Genomic DNA, 19,199 nt, shown 5'->3' with positions numbered 1-19,199 from the left:
TTTTCCTTTCAGGCGGCGCGGATCAGCCAGCAGTTATGAATCTGACGGTTACGGGCAAAATCCGGGGAGAGCGTTTTTTGCGTAATTTCTTGTGCGGTAAGCCCCAGTTCCGCCAGCCCTTCCAGATCCATACGGAATCCGCGCTTATTATTTGAGAACATGATGGTGCCGCCTTTACGCAGCAGGCGTTTTAAATCTTTCATTAACGCGACATGATCGCGCTGAACATCAAACGACTCTTCCATACGTTTTGAGTTAGAGAACGTCGGCGGATCGATAAAGATCAAATCGAACTGTTCATTCGCCTCGCGCAGCCAGCCCAGGCAGTCGGCCTGAATCAGGCGATGCGCGCGGCCGCTCAGTCCGTTCAGACGCAAATTACGTTCGGCCCACTCCAGATAGGTGCGGGACATATCCACCGTTGTGGTGCTGCGCGCGCCGCCCAGACCCGCATGTACGCTGGCGCTGCCGGTATAAGAAAAGAGATTCAGGAAATCTTTGCCTTTGCTCATTTCTCCCAGCATTCTGCGGGCAATACGGTGATCGAGGAACAGACCGGTGTCGAGATAATCCGTCAGATTTACCCATAAGCACGCATTATATTCGCTGACCTCAAGGAACTCGCCCTTCTCGCTCATTTTCTGATACTGGTTTTTTCCTTTTTGCCGTTCGCGGGTTTTTAACACCAGTTTATTCGGCGGAATACCGAGCACTGACAAGGTTGCCGCAATAATATCGAACAGACGTTGCCGCGCTTTTTGCGCATCCACCGTTTTCGGCGGCGCATATTCCTGAATCACCGCCCAGTCGCCGTAACGGTCTACCGCCACGTTATATTCCGGCAGGTCGGCATCATACAAGCGATAGCATTCAATCCCTTCCTGGCGCGCCCATTTCTCCAGCTTTTTAAGATTTTTACGCAGGCGATTAGCGTAATCTTCCGCCACCGTCGCCGGTTTACTGTCCGCCGTGGTTTCCGCAATATGATAGTTTTTCTGCACACAGTCCAGCGGGCCATTCTTGGCTTTAAACTGTTTGTCGGCACGTAATTGCAGGCTGCCCAGCAGATCGGGCGAAGCGCTGAACAGCGACAGGTTCCAGCCGCCAAACTGATTTTTCATGGTACGGCCCAGCAGGCTGTGCAACGCAATCAGCGCCGGTTCGCTGTCCAGACGTTCGCCGTAAGGCGGGTTACTGATCACCGTACCATACGGGCCTTTCGGCAATGGATTACTCAGTTGCGCCACATCTTTCACTTCAAAGGTGATAAGCTCGCCGATACCGGCGCGACGGGCGTTGCTGCGCGCCCGCTCAATGACGCGCGCATCGCTGTCGGAACCGTAGAAATGAGAGGAATACTCCGCCAGTCCCTTACGCGCCCGGGTCTGCGCTTCGGCTTTCACTTCCTGCCAGATAGTTTCGTCATGCTGCGCCCAGCCGCTAAATCCCCAGTGACCACGGTGCAGTCCCGGCGCGCGATCGGTCGCCCACATCGCGGCCTCAATCAACAGTGTCCCCGAACCACACATAGGGTCGAGCAGCGGCGTACCGGGTTGCCAGCCGGAACGCATAACAATCGCTGCCGCCAGCGTCTCTTTAATTGGCGCCAGCCCGGTGCGATCGCGATAACCGCGCAGGTGCAGGCCATCACCACTGAGATCCAGCGCAATGCTGGCAGTTTCTTTATTCAGCCAGACGTTAATACGGAGGTCCGGCGATTCGCGGTCCACATTTGGACGCGGAAGATTTTTCCGCGTAAACGCATCGACAATCGCGTCTTTAACTTTCATCGCGCCATACTGACTATTACGGATGGTGTCGTTCAGGCCACTGAAATGCACCGCAAACGTCGCGCCAGGATTAAAAATCTCTGTCCAGTTTATCGCCTGAACGCCGAGGTAAAGATCGAGATCGCTGTAGACCTTGCACTCACCCATCGGCAGGATAATACGCGAGGCCAGGCGGCTCCACATCAGGCTCTGGTAAATAAGCCGCGTGTCGCCCTGAAAATGGACCCCACCCTGAACAACCTGACACCCTACGGCGCCCAGTTTTTCCAGTTCAGTTTTTAACAGCTCTTCCAGCCCGCGGGCCGTACTGGCAAACAGAGAATTCATATTGTCACTTTTACGCTAAGAAAATTGTTGCGCATTATAGCTAATCTCACGCCCATGTCATAAAGTTGAAGGCTTATTTTCATTTGAGGGACTGTACGGTGGCGACGTTATCACGGCTTTTTATTCATCCGGTCAAATCCATGCGCGGCATTGGCCTCACTCATGCGCTGGCAGATATCAGCGGCCTGGCTTTTGATCGCATCTTCATGGTGACCGAGCCTGACGGCACATTTATTACCGCCCGCCAGTTTCCACAAATGGTACGTTTTACCCCCTCTCCCTTACACGACGGCCTCCATTTGACCGCGCCAGACGGCAGTAGCGCGCTGGTTCGCTTTACGGATTTCACCCCGCAGGATGCGCCGACCGAGGTCTGGGGAAACCATTTTACCGCTCGCGTCGCCCCGACGGCGATTAATCAATGGTTGAGCGGCTTTTTCTCCCGCGATGTCCAGTTGCGCTGGGTTGGGCCGCAGTTGACGCGCCGGGTTAAACGACATAACGCGGTGCCGCTGGGATTTGCCGATGGCTACCCGTATTTATTGACCAACGAAGCCTCGCTGCGCGATCTGCAACAGCGCTGTCCGGCAGGCGTACAAATGGAACAATTTCGCCCAAACTTAGTGGTTTCCGGCGTAGCGGCCTGGGAGGAAGATAGCTGGAAAGTGCTTCGCATTGGCGATGTGATTTTTGACGTCGTGAAGCCCTGTAGCCGCTGTATTTTTACGACCGTCAGCCCTGAAAAGGGGCAAAAACATCCTTCCGGCGAACCGCTGGCGACACTGCAAGCTTTTCGTACCGCCCAGGACAATGGCGATGTGGATTTCGGTCAGAATCTGATTGCCCGCAATAGCGGCGTCATTCGCGTCGGCGATGAGGTGGAGATACTGGCGACAGCGCCGGCAAAAGCTTATGGCGCCACAACGGTCGACGACAGCGTTACGCCAGAGAAACACCCGGACGGGAGTGTAACCATCGACTGGCAGGGGCAAACCTTCTGCGGGAATAATCAACAGGTACTACTGGAACAGTTGGAGAATCAGGGGATTCGTATTCCGTATTCTTGCCGGGCTGGTATCTGTGGTTGCTGCCGGATACGTTTGCTGGAAGGCGAAGTAAGTCCGCTGAAAAAATCGGCTATGGGTGACGATGGTACGATTCTGAGCTGTAGCTGCGTGCCTAAGACCGCGTTACGACTGGAAAATTAAACCGCTTGTTCAAGGCTGAAACTGTGACAGTGAACCTGCGGTTTCAGCCTGTCGTTCATAATTTTAATCGCATCGCCAAGCTGCATGGTTCGGCCTGCTATCACCACGCCTGGCTGTGCCAGCAGACACAACGCGGCATTTTCTCCCGGCTCAACGACCAGCAAATTAACCTGTTCCGCCGTATCGCTTAACCAGACGCTTGCGGCATCGCCCGTTCCTGGGGTCCACATTTCGCCATGCGCCACAAAATGCCAGCTTTTTGGCATCTGCGGTTTGAGATAGCGAATCGCCACCAGCGCATTCAACACCAGCTCCGCGCGTTGCTCTTTGGTTAATTCGAAATCCCGGCATTTTTCTTCAAAGGAAAAATAGAGCGCAGCGTCATCCACACAAAAACCGGTCGGGCAAAACGCGTCCGGCGTAAGCATTTTACGAGAGAAGCGCGAGCGAAAAAGCATACCATTGGCGAGATCGAGCATCATACGATCGTGCTCTTCATCATAATACCAGCGCCAGTTATCGTCAGGTTTAATTCGCATTACCTCTCTCCCGCTTTTAAGCAACTCGTAACAGCATTGTCCTTTTGCCGCTTCGTTTATTACCCCAATAATAAAAGCCTAAAATGTCTAAATAAGCAACAGTGGAGAAATATAAAACAACCAGCGCCGGAAATAAAGCCCTGGTTGTCTGATAAAGGCTAAAGTTTAGATGTGCGTTACGATTTCTTTAATCAATGGCGGGCCTTTAAAAATAAAGCCGGAATAAATTTGTACCAGCGTAGCTCCTGCCGCTATCTTCTCGCGCGCGGCGATAACTGAGTCAATGCCGCCGACGCCGATAATAGGCAATTGTCCCTTTAACTCCTGGGATAAACGGCGAATAATTTCTGTGCTTTTTAATTGTAATGGCCGGCCACTTAATCCCCCCGTTTGCTGGCAATTTTTCATTCCTTGTACCAGAGAACGATCGAGGGTGGTATTTGTCGCAATCACCCCATCAATATTATGACGAAGCAGGCTATCGGCAACCTGGATCAATTCTTCTTCACAAAGATCCGGCGCGATCTTTACTGCCACCGGCACATATTTATGGTGGATCGCCTGAAGATCGTTTTGCTTATTTTTAATGGCAGTTAACAGATCGTCCAGCGCATCGCCATACTGGAGCGTACGTAGCCCTGGCGTATTCGGCGAAGAAATATTAATGGCGATATAACCCGCATAAGCATAGACTTTTTCCATACAAATCAGGTAGTCATCTTTGCCATTTTCGACAGGTGTATCTTTATTTTTACCGATGTTAATTCCCAGAATACCATCAAAATGGGCTTTTTTAACATTCTCGACCAGGTTATCGACGCCCAGATTATTAAAGCCCATCCGATTGATGAGACCTTCAGCATCCACCAGACGAAAAAGACGCGGCTTATCGTTACCCGGCTGTGGGCGCGGCGTCACGGTGCCGATTTCCAGGGAGCCAAACCCCATCGCGCCTAACGCGTCGATGCACTCCCCGTCTTTATCCAGACCGGCAGCCAACCCCAGTGGATTTTTAAAGGTAAGTCCCATGCAGGTAACCGGCTTTGTCGGTACTTTCTGGCGCACCAGCGCTTCCAGCGGCGTACCTGTAATGCGGCGTAATTGTTGAAATGTAAATTCATGAGCGCGCTCTGGATCGAGCTGGAAAAGGGCTTTACGAACGAAGGGATAGTACATGAACTCTCCTGGATTCCCGGTGTGCAAACCGGGGGCGTATTATGGGCGATAACAAGGCAAAAGGGAATTGACCTACGGCAATAAATAGCAATCGTTTTCCTTCATTCTCACTTCACGTTTCGCCAGCGAGCGTCATCGTCCGGCAAAAAAATACCCGGCAGCGCTAACGCTTACCGGGCATGTCTTACCTCTTTATAACGGATACTGTCAGGCTAACGCTTTAGTTATCTTCTCGTACAGATCGCCGGAAAGATTCTCCAGTCCTTTTAACTGCTCCAGCGCCGCGCGCATTTTCTCCTGACGCTTATCATCATAACGTTTCAGACGAATCAGCGGTTCAATGAGGCGAGATGCTACCTGCGGGTTACGGCTATTCAGATCGGTCAGCATCTCGACCAGGAACTGGTATCCACTACCGTCTTGCGCATGGAACGCCGCCGGGTTGCTGCCAGCAAACGCGCCAATTAATGAACGGATGCGGTTCGGGTTGCTCATACTGAAAGAACGGTGTTTGAGCAGGCCGCGTACGGTTTCCAGTACATTTTCCGCCGGGCTTGTGGATTGCAGGATAAACCATTTATCCATCACCAGGCCGTCCTGATGCCACTTATCGTCATACTCCTGCATCAGCGTATCGCGGCACGGCAACTGCGCCGCCACCGCAGCAGACAGGGCCGCCAGCGCATCGGTCATATTATTGGCGTCGCGATACTGTTTGCTGACCAGCGTATTAGCCAGCTCCGTCTCGCCGAACGCCAGGAAGCGCAGGCAAGCATTGCGCAGCGTGCGCTTACCGATATCGCCGTGATCAACACGATACTCATCCAGATGATTGGCGTTATAGATAGCCAGGAACTCATCCGCCAGTTCTGCCGCCAGCGTACGCGTTAGCGCTTCACGAACTTGCGCAATGGCGATCGGGTCAATGACCTCAAACAGCTCCGCAATTTCATTGGCCGAAGGCAGCGTTAAAATTTCTGCGGCCAACGCCGGATCGATTTTCTCATCCAACAGTACTGCGCGGAACGCATCAGCGACATGCACCGGAAGCGATAGCGGTTGCCCCTGCTGATGACGCGCCACATTCAGTTTAATGTATGTGGCCAGCAGGCTTTGCGCCGCATCCCAACGGGAGAAATCATTGCGCGCATGGCGCATCAGGAACGTCAACTGCTGATCGCTCCATTTATATTCCAGTTTCACCGGCGCTGAAAACTCGCACAGCAAGGCCGGAACAGGCTGGAAGTAAACATTATCGAAGGTAAATGTCTGCTCCGCCTGCGTGACGTTCAGCACGGCGTTGACCGGGTGACCGCCTTTTTGCAACGGAATGACGTTGCCTTCGTTATCGTACAGTTCGATGGCGAATGGAATATGCAGCGGCTGCTTCTCCGCCTGATCCGCCGTCGCCGGAGTGCGCTGGCTGATGGTCAACGTGTACTGCTCGGTTTCCGGATTATAATCATCTTTTACCGTTACAATCGGCGTGCCGGACTGACTGTACCAGCGGCGGAAATGGGACAAATCGACATTAGAAGCATCTTCCATCGCCTGTACGAAGTCATCACACGTCGCGGCGCTGCCGTCATGGCGCTCAAAATAAAGCTGCATCCCCTTCTGGAAATTTTCCTCACCCAGCAACGTGTGGATCATGCGAATGACTTCCGCACCCTTTTCATAAACGGTGAGGGTGTAGAAGTTATTCATTTCGATTACTTTATCCGGGCGGATAGGATGCGCCATCGGGCTGGCGTCTTCCGCGAATTGTAAACCGCGCATGGTACGCACGTTACTGATGCGGTTCACCGCGCGTGACCCCAAATCAGAGCTAAACTCCTGATCGCGGAACACGGTTAGCCCCTCTTTCAGGCTCAACTGGAACCAGTCGCGGCAGGTGACGCGGTTGCCGGTCCAGTTGTGGAAATACTCATGACCTATCACGCGCTCAATATCGAGATAATCTTTATCCGTCGCGGTATCGGTTCGCGCCAGCACGTATTTGGAGTTAAAGATATTGAGACCTTTATTCTCCATCGCGCCCATATTAAAGAAATCCACCGCGACAATCATATAGATGTCGAGGTCATATTCGAGCCCAAAACGCGTTTCATCCCATTTCATGGAATTTTTCAGCGAAGTCATTGCCCACGGCGCGCGATCCAGATTGCCACGGTCAACGTACAGTTCTAATGCGACTTCACGCCCGGAGCGGGTGGTAAAGGTATCGCGCAGCACGTCAAAATCACCGGCCACCAGCGCAAACAGATAACACGGTTTCGGGAACGGATCTTGCCACTGAACCCAGTGACGGCCATTCTCCAGTTCACCCTGCGCAACACGGTTGCCATTGGAAAGCAGGAACGGATATTTGCTTTTATCGGCAATAATTTTGGTGGTAAATCGCGCCAGTACGTCCGGGCGGTCAAGATACCAGGTAATATGGCGGAAGCCCTCCGCTTCACACTGGGTACAGAGCGCATCGCCGGACTGGTACAATCCTTCCAGCGCCGTATTCGCCGCCGGACTTATCTCGTTGACAATGCGTAACGTAAAACGCTCTGGCAGGTCGCTGATGATAAGCGCGCCCTCTTCTTCCTTATATGCTGTCCACGGCGCATCGTTGACGTGGATAGATACCAGCGTTAAATCTTCCCCATCAAGGCGAAGAGGCGCATCAGGCGCGCTATGACGAACAGCCTGGCTTATTGCGGTGACCACGGTTTTTTCGGCATCGAGGTCAAAGGTCAAGTCAATATCAGTAATCTGGTAATCCGGCGCGCGATAGTCATGGCGGTATTTGGCTTGTGGCTGTTGTGTCATAAAAAACCTTTCGCATCTTTGTGTAGAGTGTCGACTCCAGTCTATTCCTGTTGCGCAAATCGCGCTACGCAGAATGTTCATCTTTTCAGGCACAAACGGCCTATTTGCTACATTTTTATAATATGTACTCATAGTTTTTAAAATCGATAAAGATCGTCCAGGAGCGCTTTAAACAAGGGATGAGCGAGATCGAGATGAAGCTTGATTAACGAACTTTAACGAACTTCACAGACCACTTTTGCCCCATCCATGCCCCACACATAATTTTAGTCAACGCCAGACCCCATCAGCCCTGCAGGGAAAATCGATAACAAACACGCCCGCAGTATGTTCCCCAAAATTTAAAAACAAGTGGTTCATGCCTTGACAGACAAAACCGCCAAAGCAAAAATACTGTATATACAAACAGTTATTAGCGAAACACGTATGTTCGTAGAACTGGTTTATGACAAGCGTAATGTTGAAGGACTCGAAGGGGCCAGCGAGATCATTCTGGCCGAACTGACGAAGCAGGTGCACCAGATTTTCCCTGATGCCGAAGTGAGGGTGAAGCCGATGCAGGCAAACTGCTTGAATAGTGATGCCAACAAAAGCGATCACGAAAAGTTGAACAGATGCCTGGTTTCAGATTAAACACATTAATTAGTCATTCTTAACCAGTAGAATCCGCCGCGACTGGCAACCATTCAATACTCGCACTATCGAACGATCGCCAGTCAGCCGCAATCATGCTCCTGCATACGGCGTTGTTGCGGCATCAATTCACATCTCAACCAGTCAATTTTCCCTTGCAAGAAATTCAATCCCGGAAGCAGGTAACCTGCCAATTCAGGTGATTTTTATTTTTGTAAAGCAGCTATAGTAAGTTTCAGTTCTGTAATTTGCGCTTGCAGGTTCTGAATGCATCCTAGCAAATCCATTACAATTGGGTTGTTGTCTATAGACGGACGGTCTGCATACTGCTGGTTGACAAGCTGGCCTTCTTCATTGTAAACCTGACTGCCAGGTACCGGAAATTGGTTGTGCTTGACATATTGTGGTGCCACATCTTCAGCTTCTTCTGCAATAATCCCGAAACGGACACGCGCCAGTTCATCGTCCTTATACACGAAATTAACCATACGCAGCCCCATAATGCGCCGCATTGCTTCGCAGGTGTCTGCATCCTCTATATCCTTTTTGTATTCCCTTCCGGACGTCCCCTGTACGGCAAGAACTCCCGGCGATGACGGCAGAAGTGACTCTATCTGGTTTTCGGGGGTATTCTGGTTATTTTTTTGTATTATTGATCCTCTCGAATTGGCAGCAACTGAAGCTTCAATAGAGACACGAGCACCAACATCTGTTGCGCCTCGAGAGGTATTCTGCACTCCAATAATTGCGAACCCTGTTGTAGAAATGTTTAACTGCGAAAAAAAAGGGCTGCTTTTTTGACCAAGGCCAATATTATTTGCCGCATCCGCAGGGGTTGCTCCTCCCGTCCCACCTTGAGCAACACTTAACGGCGTTGTCAGTCCTGTAAGGCTGGTAATATCTGAGTTGTTCCCTTTTTTAGCCTTGTCACTGACGCTGTTGATTAACTTTTTCGCTGACGGCCCCGTTGTCTGGCTGGTATCAGGAAGCGTAATGGTTACATCACCGTCCGCAGTGAAAAATTGCTGCCAGTTCTGCTTATCGTAATTCAGTCCTCGCAATGCCTCAGCGCTTTGAGCCACCAAGGCAGCCGTGACCATGTTCAAAGCAACACGAGGCACGGCAGACCACGCAGCGCCGGATTGTGTCGGGCCTGTGTAAACACTAACCAGCGTCAGTGATGTATTGTTATTTACTGCTTTAACCGGAAGTGTATAAGGGATGCCGCCGACAGTTACGACAATAAAATCGCCAGCAGCAAGTTCTGCTGTAAACGCTGTGCCGCTGCCAGTAACAGCATCTGTGTCATTGGTAAGAGTTAAGGTTCCTGCTGACATGAATATTTCCTCAATACATATCCGGAAGGACAAGAATTGGCATATTGATATTTTGATTAAATGTCATATCAAATCTGTTGTCATTGTAATTACCAACAACCTGATTATACGCTGACCGGATGCTTCCACCTGACATTACCACGCCCTTTTTCCTTATATTAAAATATCCATCCACTCGTCTTGACTGCGCACCTGTAAATACTATCTGGCAATATTTATCACCTATGTATTGATTATTGTCTGTTACCGTTAGCTGCTGGTCATATACAAATGGGCGCTTCACTGTTGAAAATGTCACCTGCCCAGCCGAATTAGTCATGGTAATGCCATCACCGGCTACAGGCGCGGTATTATTGAAAATTACCAGTTCCATTGTTACAGATGCGGAAACATCATCCCGTCCTGAGTAATTGATGTCTCTTACAATAATATTTGCTCCGTCAAATCCTACAGACACATTATTGTTATCCCACTTCCCGAATGGTATTCCTGATACGGGAAGCGCCATCGAGCCGTTGACTGTCACCGTGCCAACATAAGCACATGTCATTAATCTTGCCTGATTCGAAATTGCAGTGAAATCAGTAGAGTTGGAAACGAGAAGTCCTTCGTTGTAAGTAGCAGCAGGGAGAATTTCAAATACAGTTCCTGCCCAGTTTGGTATTCGCTGGTAGTTTCCCCTGTTTGTACCGTTAACAGTCACACCGTTGTCTCCGTTTCTTGTAACGGATGTCATATATATCGGTAAAACTATCCATGTCTGATTGTCTGCGAACTCCTGAACGTCAACCGGACGTGTCGGTAAAACAAAAACTGTGGAGCCTGACGTTAATGGAGTATTAACCTGAAACTGGTTTGCCCCCGTACCGTAACCAGCAAAACTTGTGCAGAATGACGGGGCACGGAGCCCCGCTGTAATCGCCATCGCAGGACGGCCATCGTTATAATCTATCAGTATTCCTTCCGGCATATTTCACCTTATGTCCATCGTCCAACAACAACACGACCACCTCCTGAGAGATTTACTGTGATCCCATTGCCGTCAATGCGAGTAACGTTATTCACTCCGTTAAATGCAAATTCACCGCTGTCGGCATAGAGTTTCCCATGGAATTCTGGGCTACCAGATTTTGGTAAATTCCATCCGCGTCCACCACCACCGGGGATAAAGTTTGCAGACTGAAGTGAATCGGTAATTTTCGCAAAATCGATGGATGCTTCCTGAATTAATGCGCTACGAATAAATACCTGTCCGTTATAGACGAAGAATGCAGCCTGCCAGTTGCCGGGGTTATTACCGGAATAAATGCCGAACTGTTCCGCGGCAAATACAACGGTAGATTTATAGCTATTCCCCGATGGCTCGATAGACATGCCGAATCCGGTGTTATATTTCACACCGTTCCTGACAATCCCCATATTGAGTGTGTAAGAGGCTTTTGCAGTCCCATCACTATTTACCTCAGCTGTCATCTTCTGGTTAACGGCTGATGTAAGGCTACCTTCAGGGCCAATCTGCGCCTGAACATATGTGGACAGGTCAGCAAGTCCCTGCTCAGCAGTCGCTACCGTGGTTTTCACGACCAGGATATCGGCACGTACCTCACCGTACTGCTGATACTGGTGCTCAACAGTACCGTGGTTCGCCAGCGAATTTTCCATAATTCCTTCGAGGTTGGTATCGACCCCATCTTTAACATTCTGGAATGCATCTGATTTTTGGATGCCGTCATCAATAAGGTCCATCAATTCACCGGTATCCATCGAGCATAATGCCGGCACTTCAACGAATGCTGATGCACCGAAAGCGTTAATCGTCCTGATGTACCAGTAATAGGTGTGACCTGCCTGTAACTGATTGCTGGTCCATGTGGTACCAACTCCCTCTCTGCTGGCATTTCCCTCAACAGTTGAAGTGGATGTATCGGGGAGTTTTGCCTCCCCTGACGTCCAGAAATCAAACTGCGTGGAAACGTTGGTTATGGCCGCAAGTCTGGGGATCATCGTGACTGCAAAGAACCCCTGCTCAATATCGACGTGCGATGGCGGCGGAGGCGCTTCAATGCTGAACTCCAGATAACCTTCCGGCGATTCTGCCCCCATCTGGTTAACAGCAATAACATGAGCGGTATAGGTATCTTTTGGTAATCCGTTAAGACGCGTGAACGTCCCGGGGACCTGGACGGACATGACCATCTGGCCATTGCGACGAATGATCACTTTGTTGTAGACCACCTGTCCGATGTTCTGCCATGACAAAATCCCCTGTACGACCTGACCAATTTCCTCCACGGTGTATTTCAGGTTCTGCGGCTGCGCCACGCCGCCTGATGGCAACTGAGTAAACGGTGGTCGCTCGATCGGTTTACCGATGACATCGCCCCAGACATCTGCTGTTTCCTGCTTCAGTGTCAGTTGGACGCCATTCTGAACGCCGAACTTCCAGTCAGTTACCCGCATCTCAACATTCACGATACCGATAGACGGGAAATTCACCTTCACATACATTCCAGGGCGATAACGGTACCCACTCAGATTTAACGTTACGTTCATCGTCCTGGCGATGCGAGTGCGCTTTAACTTCACGTCTGCCAGACGCTGGGCCTGAAATTCAGAGGTCACAAATCGCAGCTTCATATCCTGCGATATTTCTACTCCGTCTTCCGTCACCCATTCACCGACAGACACAGAGGGGAAATCAGCTTCGGTATACCCCTGTTGCGGATCAACAAACGTCCCCTTGATGGTGTTAACGCGTTCCGCCTGAGAGACTTCCGGCATGATTTCGATATCACCGGCCAACTGGCTTTCAGTGATCACTTCGGTAGCTGGTCCGTAATACGCCCCGACCAGAAGGCCATGTTTGCCAGCTGTATACGTTACATCCCCGGCGCACGCTGCCAGCATCCCTTCCAGAATACTGACTTTGTTTTCACTGAGATCGAACTCACCGTTGATGGTATAGCGCTTCTCAACAGTATTGCCGCCAGTAATCACATCCTCATCACAGATATTCGCCGCTTCCTTAAACTGGTCCCAGAGAATATCGGTGTCAGGAACTTTCAGGTAATTGCGGTAATAGTCCAGGATAACCAGCGCCGCATTATTGCTGTAACCCGTTAACCCGGTACGCGGGTCATAAATAGCCCGCCCCTGCTTTTCTACCTTGATGTTAGGGATACCTGCCGGGAATTTTTCGGCATTGAATTTCAGGGATACGCGCAGCCAGGTGATCCCTTTCCCGATCATATCTTCTTTCCATGACGGGCAGTTTTCCAGCATGTAAGGATCCGCCGTCTGTCGGTTGGTGTGCACCTCGAAAAAGGCATGCTCAGGATAGCTACTGATCGGTTCGTCACCCAACCAGACAGTCTGTACACCTGATAACGGGTGTCCCGCCAGGGCAATGGCCAGATGCAGCATTTCGCCATCATCCTGTTCGCCAGCCTGCTCTTCGGAAAAGAACAAAGTGCCCGCCGACGTTGAGCGACCGTAAACAACGGTTTTGGCACTGGCCGCAGCGCGCAGAACCTGTTTGCGTTCAGACGTATCACGGTAGGAATTCAGCGACGGGGTCTTGGTCAGCGCCTGAGTGGCAATCTGTGCGGCGACGGTGATAACCATCGCAATGGCATACATTTCATTTGCCGCTGCCACACCTGCGGCAATGGTGGCAACAATAGGAACAGCAGCAGGCATTAACGTACCCTCCAGACACTCAGCGGTTTAACCCGCAGTCGGACAAGACCATTTTCTCCCGGAACCCATACAACGCCGGAATACACCACTCCGGCACACCGCGCCCCGGAATTTTCAACAATGGCAATATCCCCTCGCTGCGCCAGCTTCACCGGTACTTCATCGAGATATCGAGCAAACACTTTTTCAAGTGAGCCGCCACCGCGAAGAATCGCCTTTTTTGCTCCCATTTCGCTGTCATACGTTCCGCGCCAGCCTTCCGCAAAATCTTCGCCGCACATGGCCTGAACGCAGTCCGCAGCGAACAGGCAGCAGTCATGACTGCCCCATAAAAATGGCCGCTTCTCAGCGGCTCTTATTACGGTGATTAATCTGTTATGCCAGTCCGGATGCTTCATGCTTCCTCACTTATAGATAAATCCTGGTGCATCTTTTTTACTGCCCCAATAAATCGATCGTTCAGCCATCTGCGCCACATACCGGAATATACGGTCGCCGGGATAAGCGGCCTGCTGCGATTCATCGGTATAGCGATCAGGGAAAGGACGCTGCCAGTCTTCAAAAATATTACTGATGGTGTACTGCAGGGCGTTCTTACCGCCAGCGGTCGCCCCCGTACTGGATACCCGCCCTTTAAACAGGAGATCGGCAACCTGGACAACACCGTTATCATCCATGGCCACCAGATAGATTTCGGCATTTCTGCCCACACATCGCTCATTCAGCATGGTGGCAAAGAGAGCCATATCCAGCCCTGAGAGGGTCATTTTGACCTGCGTGGGGCTGGTCGTGCTGGTTTCACTGGCATCATCAACAGAACCCATACGGCCCATGCCGTAATAGACATAACCACCAAGAATCAGTGTCCCGGTACCGGAATGCACATAGACGGTACCGGATTCAAACTGAATATTGGCGGCGATCGCGGCCGTCACCCTGTCGCGGGATAACCAGTCCACCATCGAATCAGAAAAGGGGGAATACAGCATTAGAATGCCTCCTCAAGCTCCAGCGTGTAACTGGTAAAAACACCCGGCACTCGGTTACCGGCACCCTGCTGGTTATCCTTCAGTTTGAAAATGCCGTAGGGTTTCGCGACTTCAATGGCTGCATTAGCAGGCGGCGAACTACGCAACATCGGGGCAAATACAATCATTGCGGTACCGTTCGCTGCGCTCGTCACGTCGGCCGTAACCATCTTCAGCTCGTCATTAACAGTGAAATAATCGCCCTGTCTGAGCACCACTGCTCCCGGCGTCCAGCCCTTACTCTGGATCTGGGTTCCGGTCTGATTAGCGCCATCAATAACAGGCGCTCCAGCAGGTGCTCTACCACTTCTCCCCCAGTCGCGAACTTTTACCCTGCCATACTCGCCATCGAGGGAAGCCACCAGAGCATCAATGCGCCTGGATTTTTCATCTGTCAGGTTATTAAAGGTCAGGGAACATACCCAGCGGGTGCCGGGGAAGCGAGCTGTCTGCGATGAGCCATTGAAGGGGGAACGAAAAGTTTTGGTATTGCTTTCTGGTCGCCACGTCAAAGACGCCGGACAGACATCTTCCGGCCATTCAAGTGCAGCCATAAATGCTCCTGGATAAATACGCGCAACGGCGATACTGATCATTTGTCAGGGTGTTACGGGACATTAACCCTGGTTAAAGTGTGTGGTTCAGCCCGCCAGTGGTTGGACACTGGCGCACTCAAAAAAGGAGGGATGGCTGATTACCTCTAAGAAAGGATTAAAATGGATATTGAAGTATTAAAAAGAAGCCTTGACCGAACTGATGCTCTTGAGTCGGTCGTTAGAGAACTAATAAGTGTGCTCACGCCTGAACAACTATCTGCTTTTCAAAGCAACACAAAAAAGAGATGGGAGTTAGCTGAAAAAAATGCTCCGTCTGAACTCGCTGATACAATATCCAGAACTAAAGCTTTAGCTCTGAAATTGTCTGGTATTGGAAATTAAATTTTGCTTTGCGTTATCTAATGCAGCATTAACATTTGAATCAAATGCGGCCTGATTTTGGGCCGCTTCAAAAATCTTCGAGACCATTTTTTCAGCATGCTCTTTCGCCCGCTGATTGTACCCTTCAAGCGTAAGTTCTGGCGTTAAGTCTTCGCTGTACTGGATAGTAGCTAAGGTTTCTTTGCCAATTTTCACCGACACATTACTGCCAATGCGTTGTGTCGATGACATGCGTAAATTTTCTCCGAAGGAAATTCTTACTCCATTCTCTTCCGGAAACCCTACTGTAAATTCAAGTGGCTCAACTCGTTGTTCTAAAGTCATAATTATCTCCCTCCTTTCGGCTAATTAAATTAATGATGCAGTCCATCACACGCCTAACAAACGACGCGCCTGCCCTAGATTAGAAAAATCCTGAAGCAAATCCTGACGCGCCTGTTTAGCGCCATCGTTCGCCCCCAGCCGGGCTGCTTCCAGCATTGCCTGTTTCAGTGCTGCATCACCATTACCGGATATGGTGAAATGCTGGGTGATGTGCTGAGTGATGCCATTTCCGGCTGCCGGAGACTGTGAACCAACCACACGAACTCCTAACGATCCGTCAGCGGAGCGGGTTAACGGCATAATAGCTTCCGGCCCAGCTTCCCCCATCAAGCCTGCGCCTTTGGCGAAGGCAAAATAGGTAGGCGAACTGACGATGCTGTTACTGTATGCGCTGAGGCTTGCAGAAGCATAGGCGCCACCTTTTGCGTTAAGTTGAAGTCCTGACGCTGCTGAGTTGTAAGCGCCGGACGGAGTACTGCCAGATACAGCGCCTGCGCCCGCCCCAAACATACCGCCGATTGAACTGAAAAAACCGCTGTTACTGGTTGAGCGCAAAGAATCCACCAGCATCGCATTGAGGATAATTTTCTGCATAGACTGAAGCACAGAACTGGCCCAGTCCTCCCAGTCGACCTTATTACCGGCCAGCGCATCAGAAATATTTCCCACCAGTCCGGTCATGGCATTGTTTACCAGGTCAGCAGACTGAGAGGCATAGTCCGAGGCGGTGTCAGCCCAGTTAGCGAATCCTTCACGCATGCCATCCGCCCAGTCACTTCTCTGAGCATCAGAAGCAGCATAGAAACCTTGCTGATCGCGCAGGCGCTCAGCGAGATAACGCTTATTCAGATCCAGTTCCTGACGGTATAGGTCTTCAGAAATATCACCTGACTGGTACTGCCGCTGAAGATCAACGTTCTTCTGCTGAAATTCCTCCCGGATGCGTAGCATTTCCTGCATACGTTCACGCATTCGGCTTCCCTGTCCATACCCGGTAAGTTCTGCCTGGTTAGATGCTCGCGCGCTGGCGTTTGAGTCAGCGAGGTTGGCTTCATACGCCGCTAATTGTTCGCGGATTTTCTGCTGATCAATCAACGCGGCATTCTGCAACAGGGTTTGTTTTTGCGCTTCTGTGAGGGAAGTAAGTTCACCCTGACTAACCTGATATTTCAGTTTTGCCAGTTCGGTATTCTGACCAGCCAGAGCGATTTGCTCTTTCTGCTGCTTGATCAGCTTGTCATACGTATCAACTGTTTTTTCAGCGTCAGATTTAGGGCCTTTCTTCTGAGGTTTACTGGCTTCATTGTTACGCCACTCAGCCAAACCATTATTAATAAATTCGTTACGACTAGTTTGATAACGCGGATCATCCGCAACAAACCCTAAATCGTCAGCCGCGTAAGCTAAACGTGCACGCTCTTTTGCTTCTCCTTTTAATTTCGATAATTTTAGATCGCGGCGACTTTTATTTAATGCATCGCTTTGACTGGTATTAAGCTCAGCCTGAGGAAGACGCATCGGGGCATTTACAAGGCCCTGCCTAGCCATGAGCAGGCTATTACCTAGACTCAACAGGCGGTTAAATTCTGTATGCTGTCCATTCATCACCAATAATGATTGATATGCGCTGTTTTGCTCTGCCGCTTGCTGTCGAATCAAGGCGATCCGTCGATGCTCAATACCTTCAAGAACCTCCTGTATAGACTCAGATTTTGCCTGCATCTGAGCCAAACGCTCCTGCTCAACAACTAAAGAACTCGTTGCGTTTGAAAGTTCACGTGTGGCGTCATCAATACTTTTCAGATGGTTAATCATATAACCACCTACAGTTACCCCAGGATTTGCCAGCATATGCTGATAACCGGCAATCTCTTTCTTTAGTTGCCTTACTTTTTGGGCTTGCTCATCAACAAGCCTGTTTTGTTCATCCAGAGCCTGCCGGGTCTTTGTTTCATTATCAGAAACCTCAGGCAGAGACATGGATTTAGTCTTAGCGCGAACTTCTTCTAGAGTGTTTGCATATTCCTGTGCTGAACGTCTGGCTTGTTCTTGATTCTGATACATGGTGTACCATGCACCAGCTCCAAGCAGGACCAAACCGGGTATTCCGCCCACCAATCCAAGTGCACCACTGATCAATCTTGACCCAGCAGCGCTCACATTATTGAGCGTTGTTTGTGCTGCTGTTCTGGCTTGAATATTTCTTGTTAATGATTCCTGAGCTGCGGATAATCTTTTCTCGGCAGCTGCTTGGGCATCTGTACCACGAGCTGCAATCAGTGCTTGTTGGGCACGATATACAGCCGCCCTGGCTCTTGCTGTAGAAATCTGGGTTCCCCTGAGCTGGGCTTCAGCCAATGACACCTCGCTTTTTGCAGCATTTAACAACTCAGCCGTCGCAGATGCTGCACCAGTGGCCATTCCACCAAGCCAGCGAGCTGTACCGACAGCCGCTAGCGCACCAGCAGCCATTGCTACAGTATCAATATTGTCAGCAACACTATTAAGCGCACCGGTTAATACCTTCGTTGTTCCTGTAGCTTCGTTAGCCCCGCCAACCCATGCCATGAAAGCATTTTCTATCTTCGTAGAGGCAGCAGAAACTGTCTGAGGCATGGAGCCGAACTCATCTCTCAGCGTACCAAGCTGGCTAATTAATGCCGGTACCACCTTGTCAGAAGTAAGCTGGCCTTGATCAGCCATTGCTTTAAGGTCTTTTCGCGCGACGCCCATTCCAGTTGCGAGCGCACGAATAACACGATCCCCATTCTCGTTTACGGAGTTAAATTCTTCGCCACGCAAAACACCTTGAGCAAGAGCCTGGCTGAACTGGGTGATAACTGAACTTGCCTCTGCAGTGTTGGCTCCTGAAAGTTTTAATCCTGTAGAAATCGCTTCGGTAACCTTTAAAACCTCTTCGGAGGAATAACCGTATTCACGCATTGAGGCAGCGGAACGCGCAAACAAACTGGCATTGTCTGAAAAAGTCGTACCTGTGCGCTGGCTGATCTCCATCAGAGCACGCTGAGAAGCAATAAAATCATCGTTAGACTGGGATGCCTGCTTCAGTCTGGCGTTCACGGAACTCCATTCGTCCGCAAGTGAAATAAGGTGACCTGTTGCAAACGCTCCTGCAAATGCCCCTGCCAGCCCAAGAGCAGATGCCTTTGCTGTGTTAATCTGATTGGTAACCTCCGCCAGAGCTCGCTGTGTTTCACGCGACGCAGCAGCAGCCTGTCGTCCGCCATTTTGCATAGACCGATAATAGTCCTGCCCCATTCGAGAGGCGCGTGATATCTCCGTCTGGAAAGATTGAGAATTAGCAGAAATTTTGATTATTAATTCGCGTAAGGTTGCCATTTATCCAAGCTCCAGACGTA

General features: G+C 50.5%; 15 protein-coding genes. 3 read left to right on the top strand and 12 right to left on the bottom strand.

Features of this window, described 5'->3' with window-relative positions:
* Positions 1-8: 8 nt before the first annotated feature.
* Complete coding sequence (gene rlmKL / locus NA197_RS12580) at positions 9-2,117, bottom strand: bifunctional 23S rRNA (guanine(2069)-N(7))-methyltransferase RlmK/23S rRNA (guanine(2445)-N(2))-methyltransferase RlmL (RefSeq protein ID WP_064043054.1); 2,109 nt, start codon at positions 2,115-2,117, stop codon at positions 9-11.
* 98 nt (positions 2,118-2,215) lie between these two features.
* Between rlmKL and NA197_RS12575 the strand changes: the two genes are divergently transcribed.
* Positions 2,216-3,325, top strand: coding sequence for a YcbX family protein (locus NA197_RS12575; protein ID WP_000224075.1), 1,110 nt, complete (start codon positions 2,216-2,218; stop codon positions 3,323-3,325).
* On the opposite strand, the gene zapC is transcribed toward NA197_RS12575, so the two are convergent.
* The 3 genes from zapC to pepN form a co-directional block, all read right to left on the bottom strand.
* The gene (gene zapC / locus NA197_RS12570) at positions 3,322-3,864 is read right to left on the bottom strand and encodes a cell division protein ZapC (RefSeq protein ID WP_001220671.1); all 543 of its coding nucleotides are present in this window, start codon (positions 3,862-3,864) and stop codon (positions 3,322-3,324) included. The genes NA197_RS12575 and zapC overlap by 4 nt on opposite strands.
* A 165-nt stretch (positions 3,865-4,029) precedes the next feature.
* A complete protein-coding gene (pyrD, locus tag NA197_RS12565; protein WP_000291723.1) occupies positions 4,030-5,040 on the bottom strand; it encodes a quinone-dependent dihydroorotate dehydrogenase in 1,011 nt (336 codons plus the stop codon).
* A 207-nt stretch (positions 5,041-5,247) separates the two neighbouring features.
* Complete coding sequence (gene pepN / locus NA197_RS12560; RefSeq protein ID WP_023241234.1) at positions 5,248-7,860, bottom strand: aminopeptidase N; 2,613 nt, start codon at positions 7,858-7,860, stop codon at positions 5,248-5,250.
* A gap of 426 nt (positions 7,861-8,286) precedes the next feature.
* Between pepN and NA197_RS12555 the strand changes: the two genes are divergently transcribed.
* Positions 8,287-8,493: a DinI-like family protein gene (locus NA197_RS12555; protein ID WP_000497440.1), complete on the top strand. Its 207-nt coding sequence runs from the start codon at positions 8,287-8,289 to the stop codon at positions 8,491-8,493.
* Positions 8,494-8,699: 206 nt separating this feature from the next.
* Here NA197_RS12555 and NA197_RS12550 read toward each other — a convergent pair whose 3' ends face one another.
* The 6 genes from NA197_RS12550 to NA197_RS12525 are packed head-to-tail and all read right to left on the bottom strand — an operon-like array spanning position 8,700 to position 15,111.
* Positions 8,700-9,830 (bottom strand): tail fiber domain-containing protein, encoded by a 1,131-nt coding sequence (locus tag NA197_RS12550; RefSeq protein ID WP_371062088.1) that lies wholly within the window; start codon positions 9,828-9,830, stop codon positions 8,700-8,702.
* A gap of 10 nt (positions 9,831-9,840) precedes the next feature.
* Positions 9,841-10,800, bottom strand: a complete 960-nt coding sequence (locus NA197_RS12545; protein ID WP_001113925.1) for a DUF6453 family protein — start codon at positions 10,798-10,800, stop codon at positions 9,841-9,843.
* A gap of 8 nt (positions 10,801-10,808) precedes the next feature.
* Positions 10,809-13,529 carry a phage tail tip protein J-related protein gene (locus tag NA197_RS12540; RefSeq protein WP_001110473.1) on the bottom strand — a complete coding sequence of 907 codons (2,721 nt, stop codon included), beginning with the start codon at positions 13,527-13,529 and terminating at the stop codon, positions 10,809-10,811.
* The gene (locus NA197_RS12535; RefSeq protein ID WP_000682267.1) at positions 13,529-13,927 is read right to left on the bottom strand and encodes a DUF6950 family protein; all 399 of its coding nucleotides are present in this window, start codon (positions 13,925-13,927) and stop codon (positions 13,529-13,531) included. Before NA197_RS12535 ends, NA197_RS12540 begins: the two co-directional genes overlap by 1 nt.
* 6 nt (positions 13,928-13,933) lie before the next feature.
* Positions 13,934-14,518 (bottom strand): hypothetical protein, encoded by a 585-nt coding sequence (locus NA197_RS12530; protein WP_000967282.1) that lies wholly within the window; start codon positions 14,516-14,518, stop codon positions 13,934-13,936.
* Positions 14,518-15,111 carry a hypothetical protein gene (locus NA197_RS12525; RefSeq protein WP_000729325.1) on the bottom strand — a complete coding sequence of 198 codons (594 nt, stop codon included), beginning with the start codon at positions 15,109-15,111 and terminating at the stop codon, positions 14,518-14,520. Before NA197_RS12525 ends, NA197_RS12530 begins: the two co-directional genes overlap by 1 nt.
* A 162-nt stretch (positions 15,112-15,273) precedes the next feature.
* Here NA197_RS12525 and NA197_RS12520 point away from each other — a divergent pair, with 162 nt between their 5' ends.
* Positions 15,274-15,495: a hypothetical protein gene (locus tag NA197_RS12520; RefSeq protein WP_088730722.1), complete on the top strand. Its 222-nt coding sequence runs from the start codon at positions 15,274-15,276 to the stop codon at positions 15,493-15,495.
* Here the strand turns inward: NA197_RS12520 and NA197_RS12515 are convergent.
* Positions 15,463-15,819 (bottom strand): hypothetical protein, encoded by a 357-nt coding sequence (locus tag NA197_RS12515; protein WP_052921015.1) that lies wholly within the window; start codon positions 15,817-15,819, stop codon positions 15,463-15,465. The two genes, NA197_RS12520 and NA197_RS12515, sit on opposite strands and share 33 nt — an antisense overlap.
* A gap of 45 nt (positions 15,820-15,864) precedes the next feature.
* Positions 15,865-19,179, bottom strand: a complete 3,315-nt coding sequence (locus NA197_RS12510; protein ID WP_023231014.1) for a phage tail tape measure protein — start codon at positions 19,177-19,179, stop codon at positions 15,865-15,867.
* Between the last annotated feature and the right edge of the window lie 20 nt (positions 19,180-19,199).

The organism is Salmonella sp. NW884 (genome assembly GCF_051700745.1).
GTDB lineage: Bacteria > Pseudomonadota > Gammaproteobacteria > Enterobacterales > Enterobacteriaceae > Salmonella > Salmonella enterica.
The sequence above is the reverse complement of the archived record's forward strand: the minus strand, read 5'-3'. Positions and strand labels throughout refer to the sequence as shown.

What these genes read in the sequence shown, in the direction of transcription:
- NA197_RS12510 (WP_023231014.1), bottom strand. Translation starts at nt 19,179, where the DNA reads ATGGCAACCTTACGCGAATTAATAATCAAAATTTCTGCTAATTCTCAA.
- NA197_RS12555 (WP_000497440.1), top strand. Translation starts at nt 8,287, where the DNA reads ATGTTCGTAGAACTGGTTTATGACAAGCGTAATGTTGAAGGACTCGAA.
- NA197_RS12520 (WP_088730722.1), top strand. Translation starts at nt 15,274, where the DNA reads ATGGATATTGAAGTATTAAAAAGAAGCCTTGACCGAACTGATGCTCTT.
- NA197_RS12535 (WP_000682267.1), bottom strand. Translation starts at nt 13,927, where the DNA reads ATGAAGCATCCGGACTGGCATAACAGATTAATCACCGTAATAAGAGCC.
- NA197_RS12540 (WP_001110473.1), bottom strand. Translation starts at nt 13,529, where the DNA reads ATGCCTGCTGCTGTTCCTATTGTTGCCACCATTGCCGCAGGTGTGGCA.
- NA197_RS12525 (WP_000729325.1), bottom strand. Translation starts at nt 15,111, where the DNA reads ATGGCTGCACTTGAATGGCCGGAAGATGTCTGTCCGGCGTCTTTGACG.
- rlmKL (WP_064043054.1), bottom strand. Translation starts at nt 2,117, where the DNA reads ATGAATTCTCTGTTTGCCAGTACGGCCCGCGGGCTGGAAGAGCTGTTA.
- pepN (WP_023241234.1), bottom strand. Translation starts at nt 7,860, where the DNA reads ATGACACAACAGCCACAAGCCAAATACCGCCATGACTATCGCGCGCCG.
- NA197_RS12530 (WP_000967282.1), bottom strand. Translation starts at nt 14,518, where the DNA reads ATGCTGTATTCCCCCTTTTCTGATTCGATGGTGGACTGGTTATCCCGC.
- NA197_RS12545 (WP_001113925.1), bottom strand. Translation starts at nt 10,800, where the DNA reads ATGCCGGAAGGAATACTGATAGATTATAACGATGGCCGTCCTGCGATG.
- pyrD (WP_000291723.1), bottom strand. Translation starts at nt 5,040, where the DNA reads ATGTACTATCCCTTCGTTCGTAAAGCCCTTTTCCAGCTCGATCCAGAG.
- NA197_RS12550 (WP_371062088.1), bottom strand. Translation starts at nt 9,830, where the DNA reads ATGTCAGCAGGAACCTTAACTCTTACCAATGACACAGATGCTGTTACT.
- zapC (WP_001220671.1), bottom strand. Translation starts at nt 3,864, where the DNA reads ATGCGAATTAAACCTGACGATAACTGGCGCTGGTATTATGATGAAGAG.
- NA197_RS12515 (WP_052921015.1), bottom strand. Translation starts at nt 15,819, where the DNA reads ATGACTTTAGAACAACGAGTTGAGCCACTTGAATTTACAGTAGGGTTT.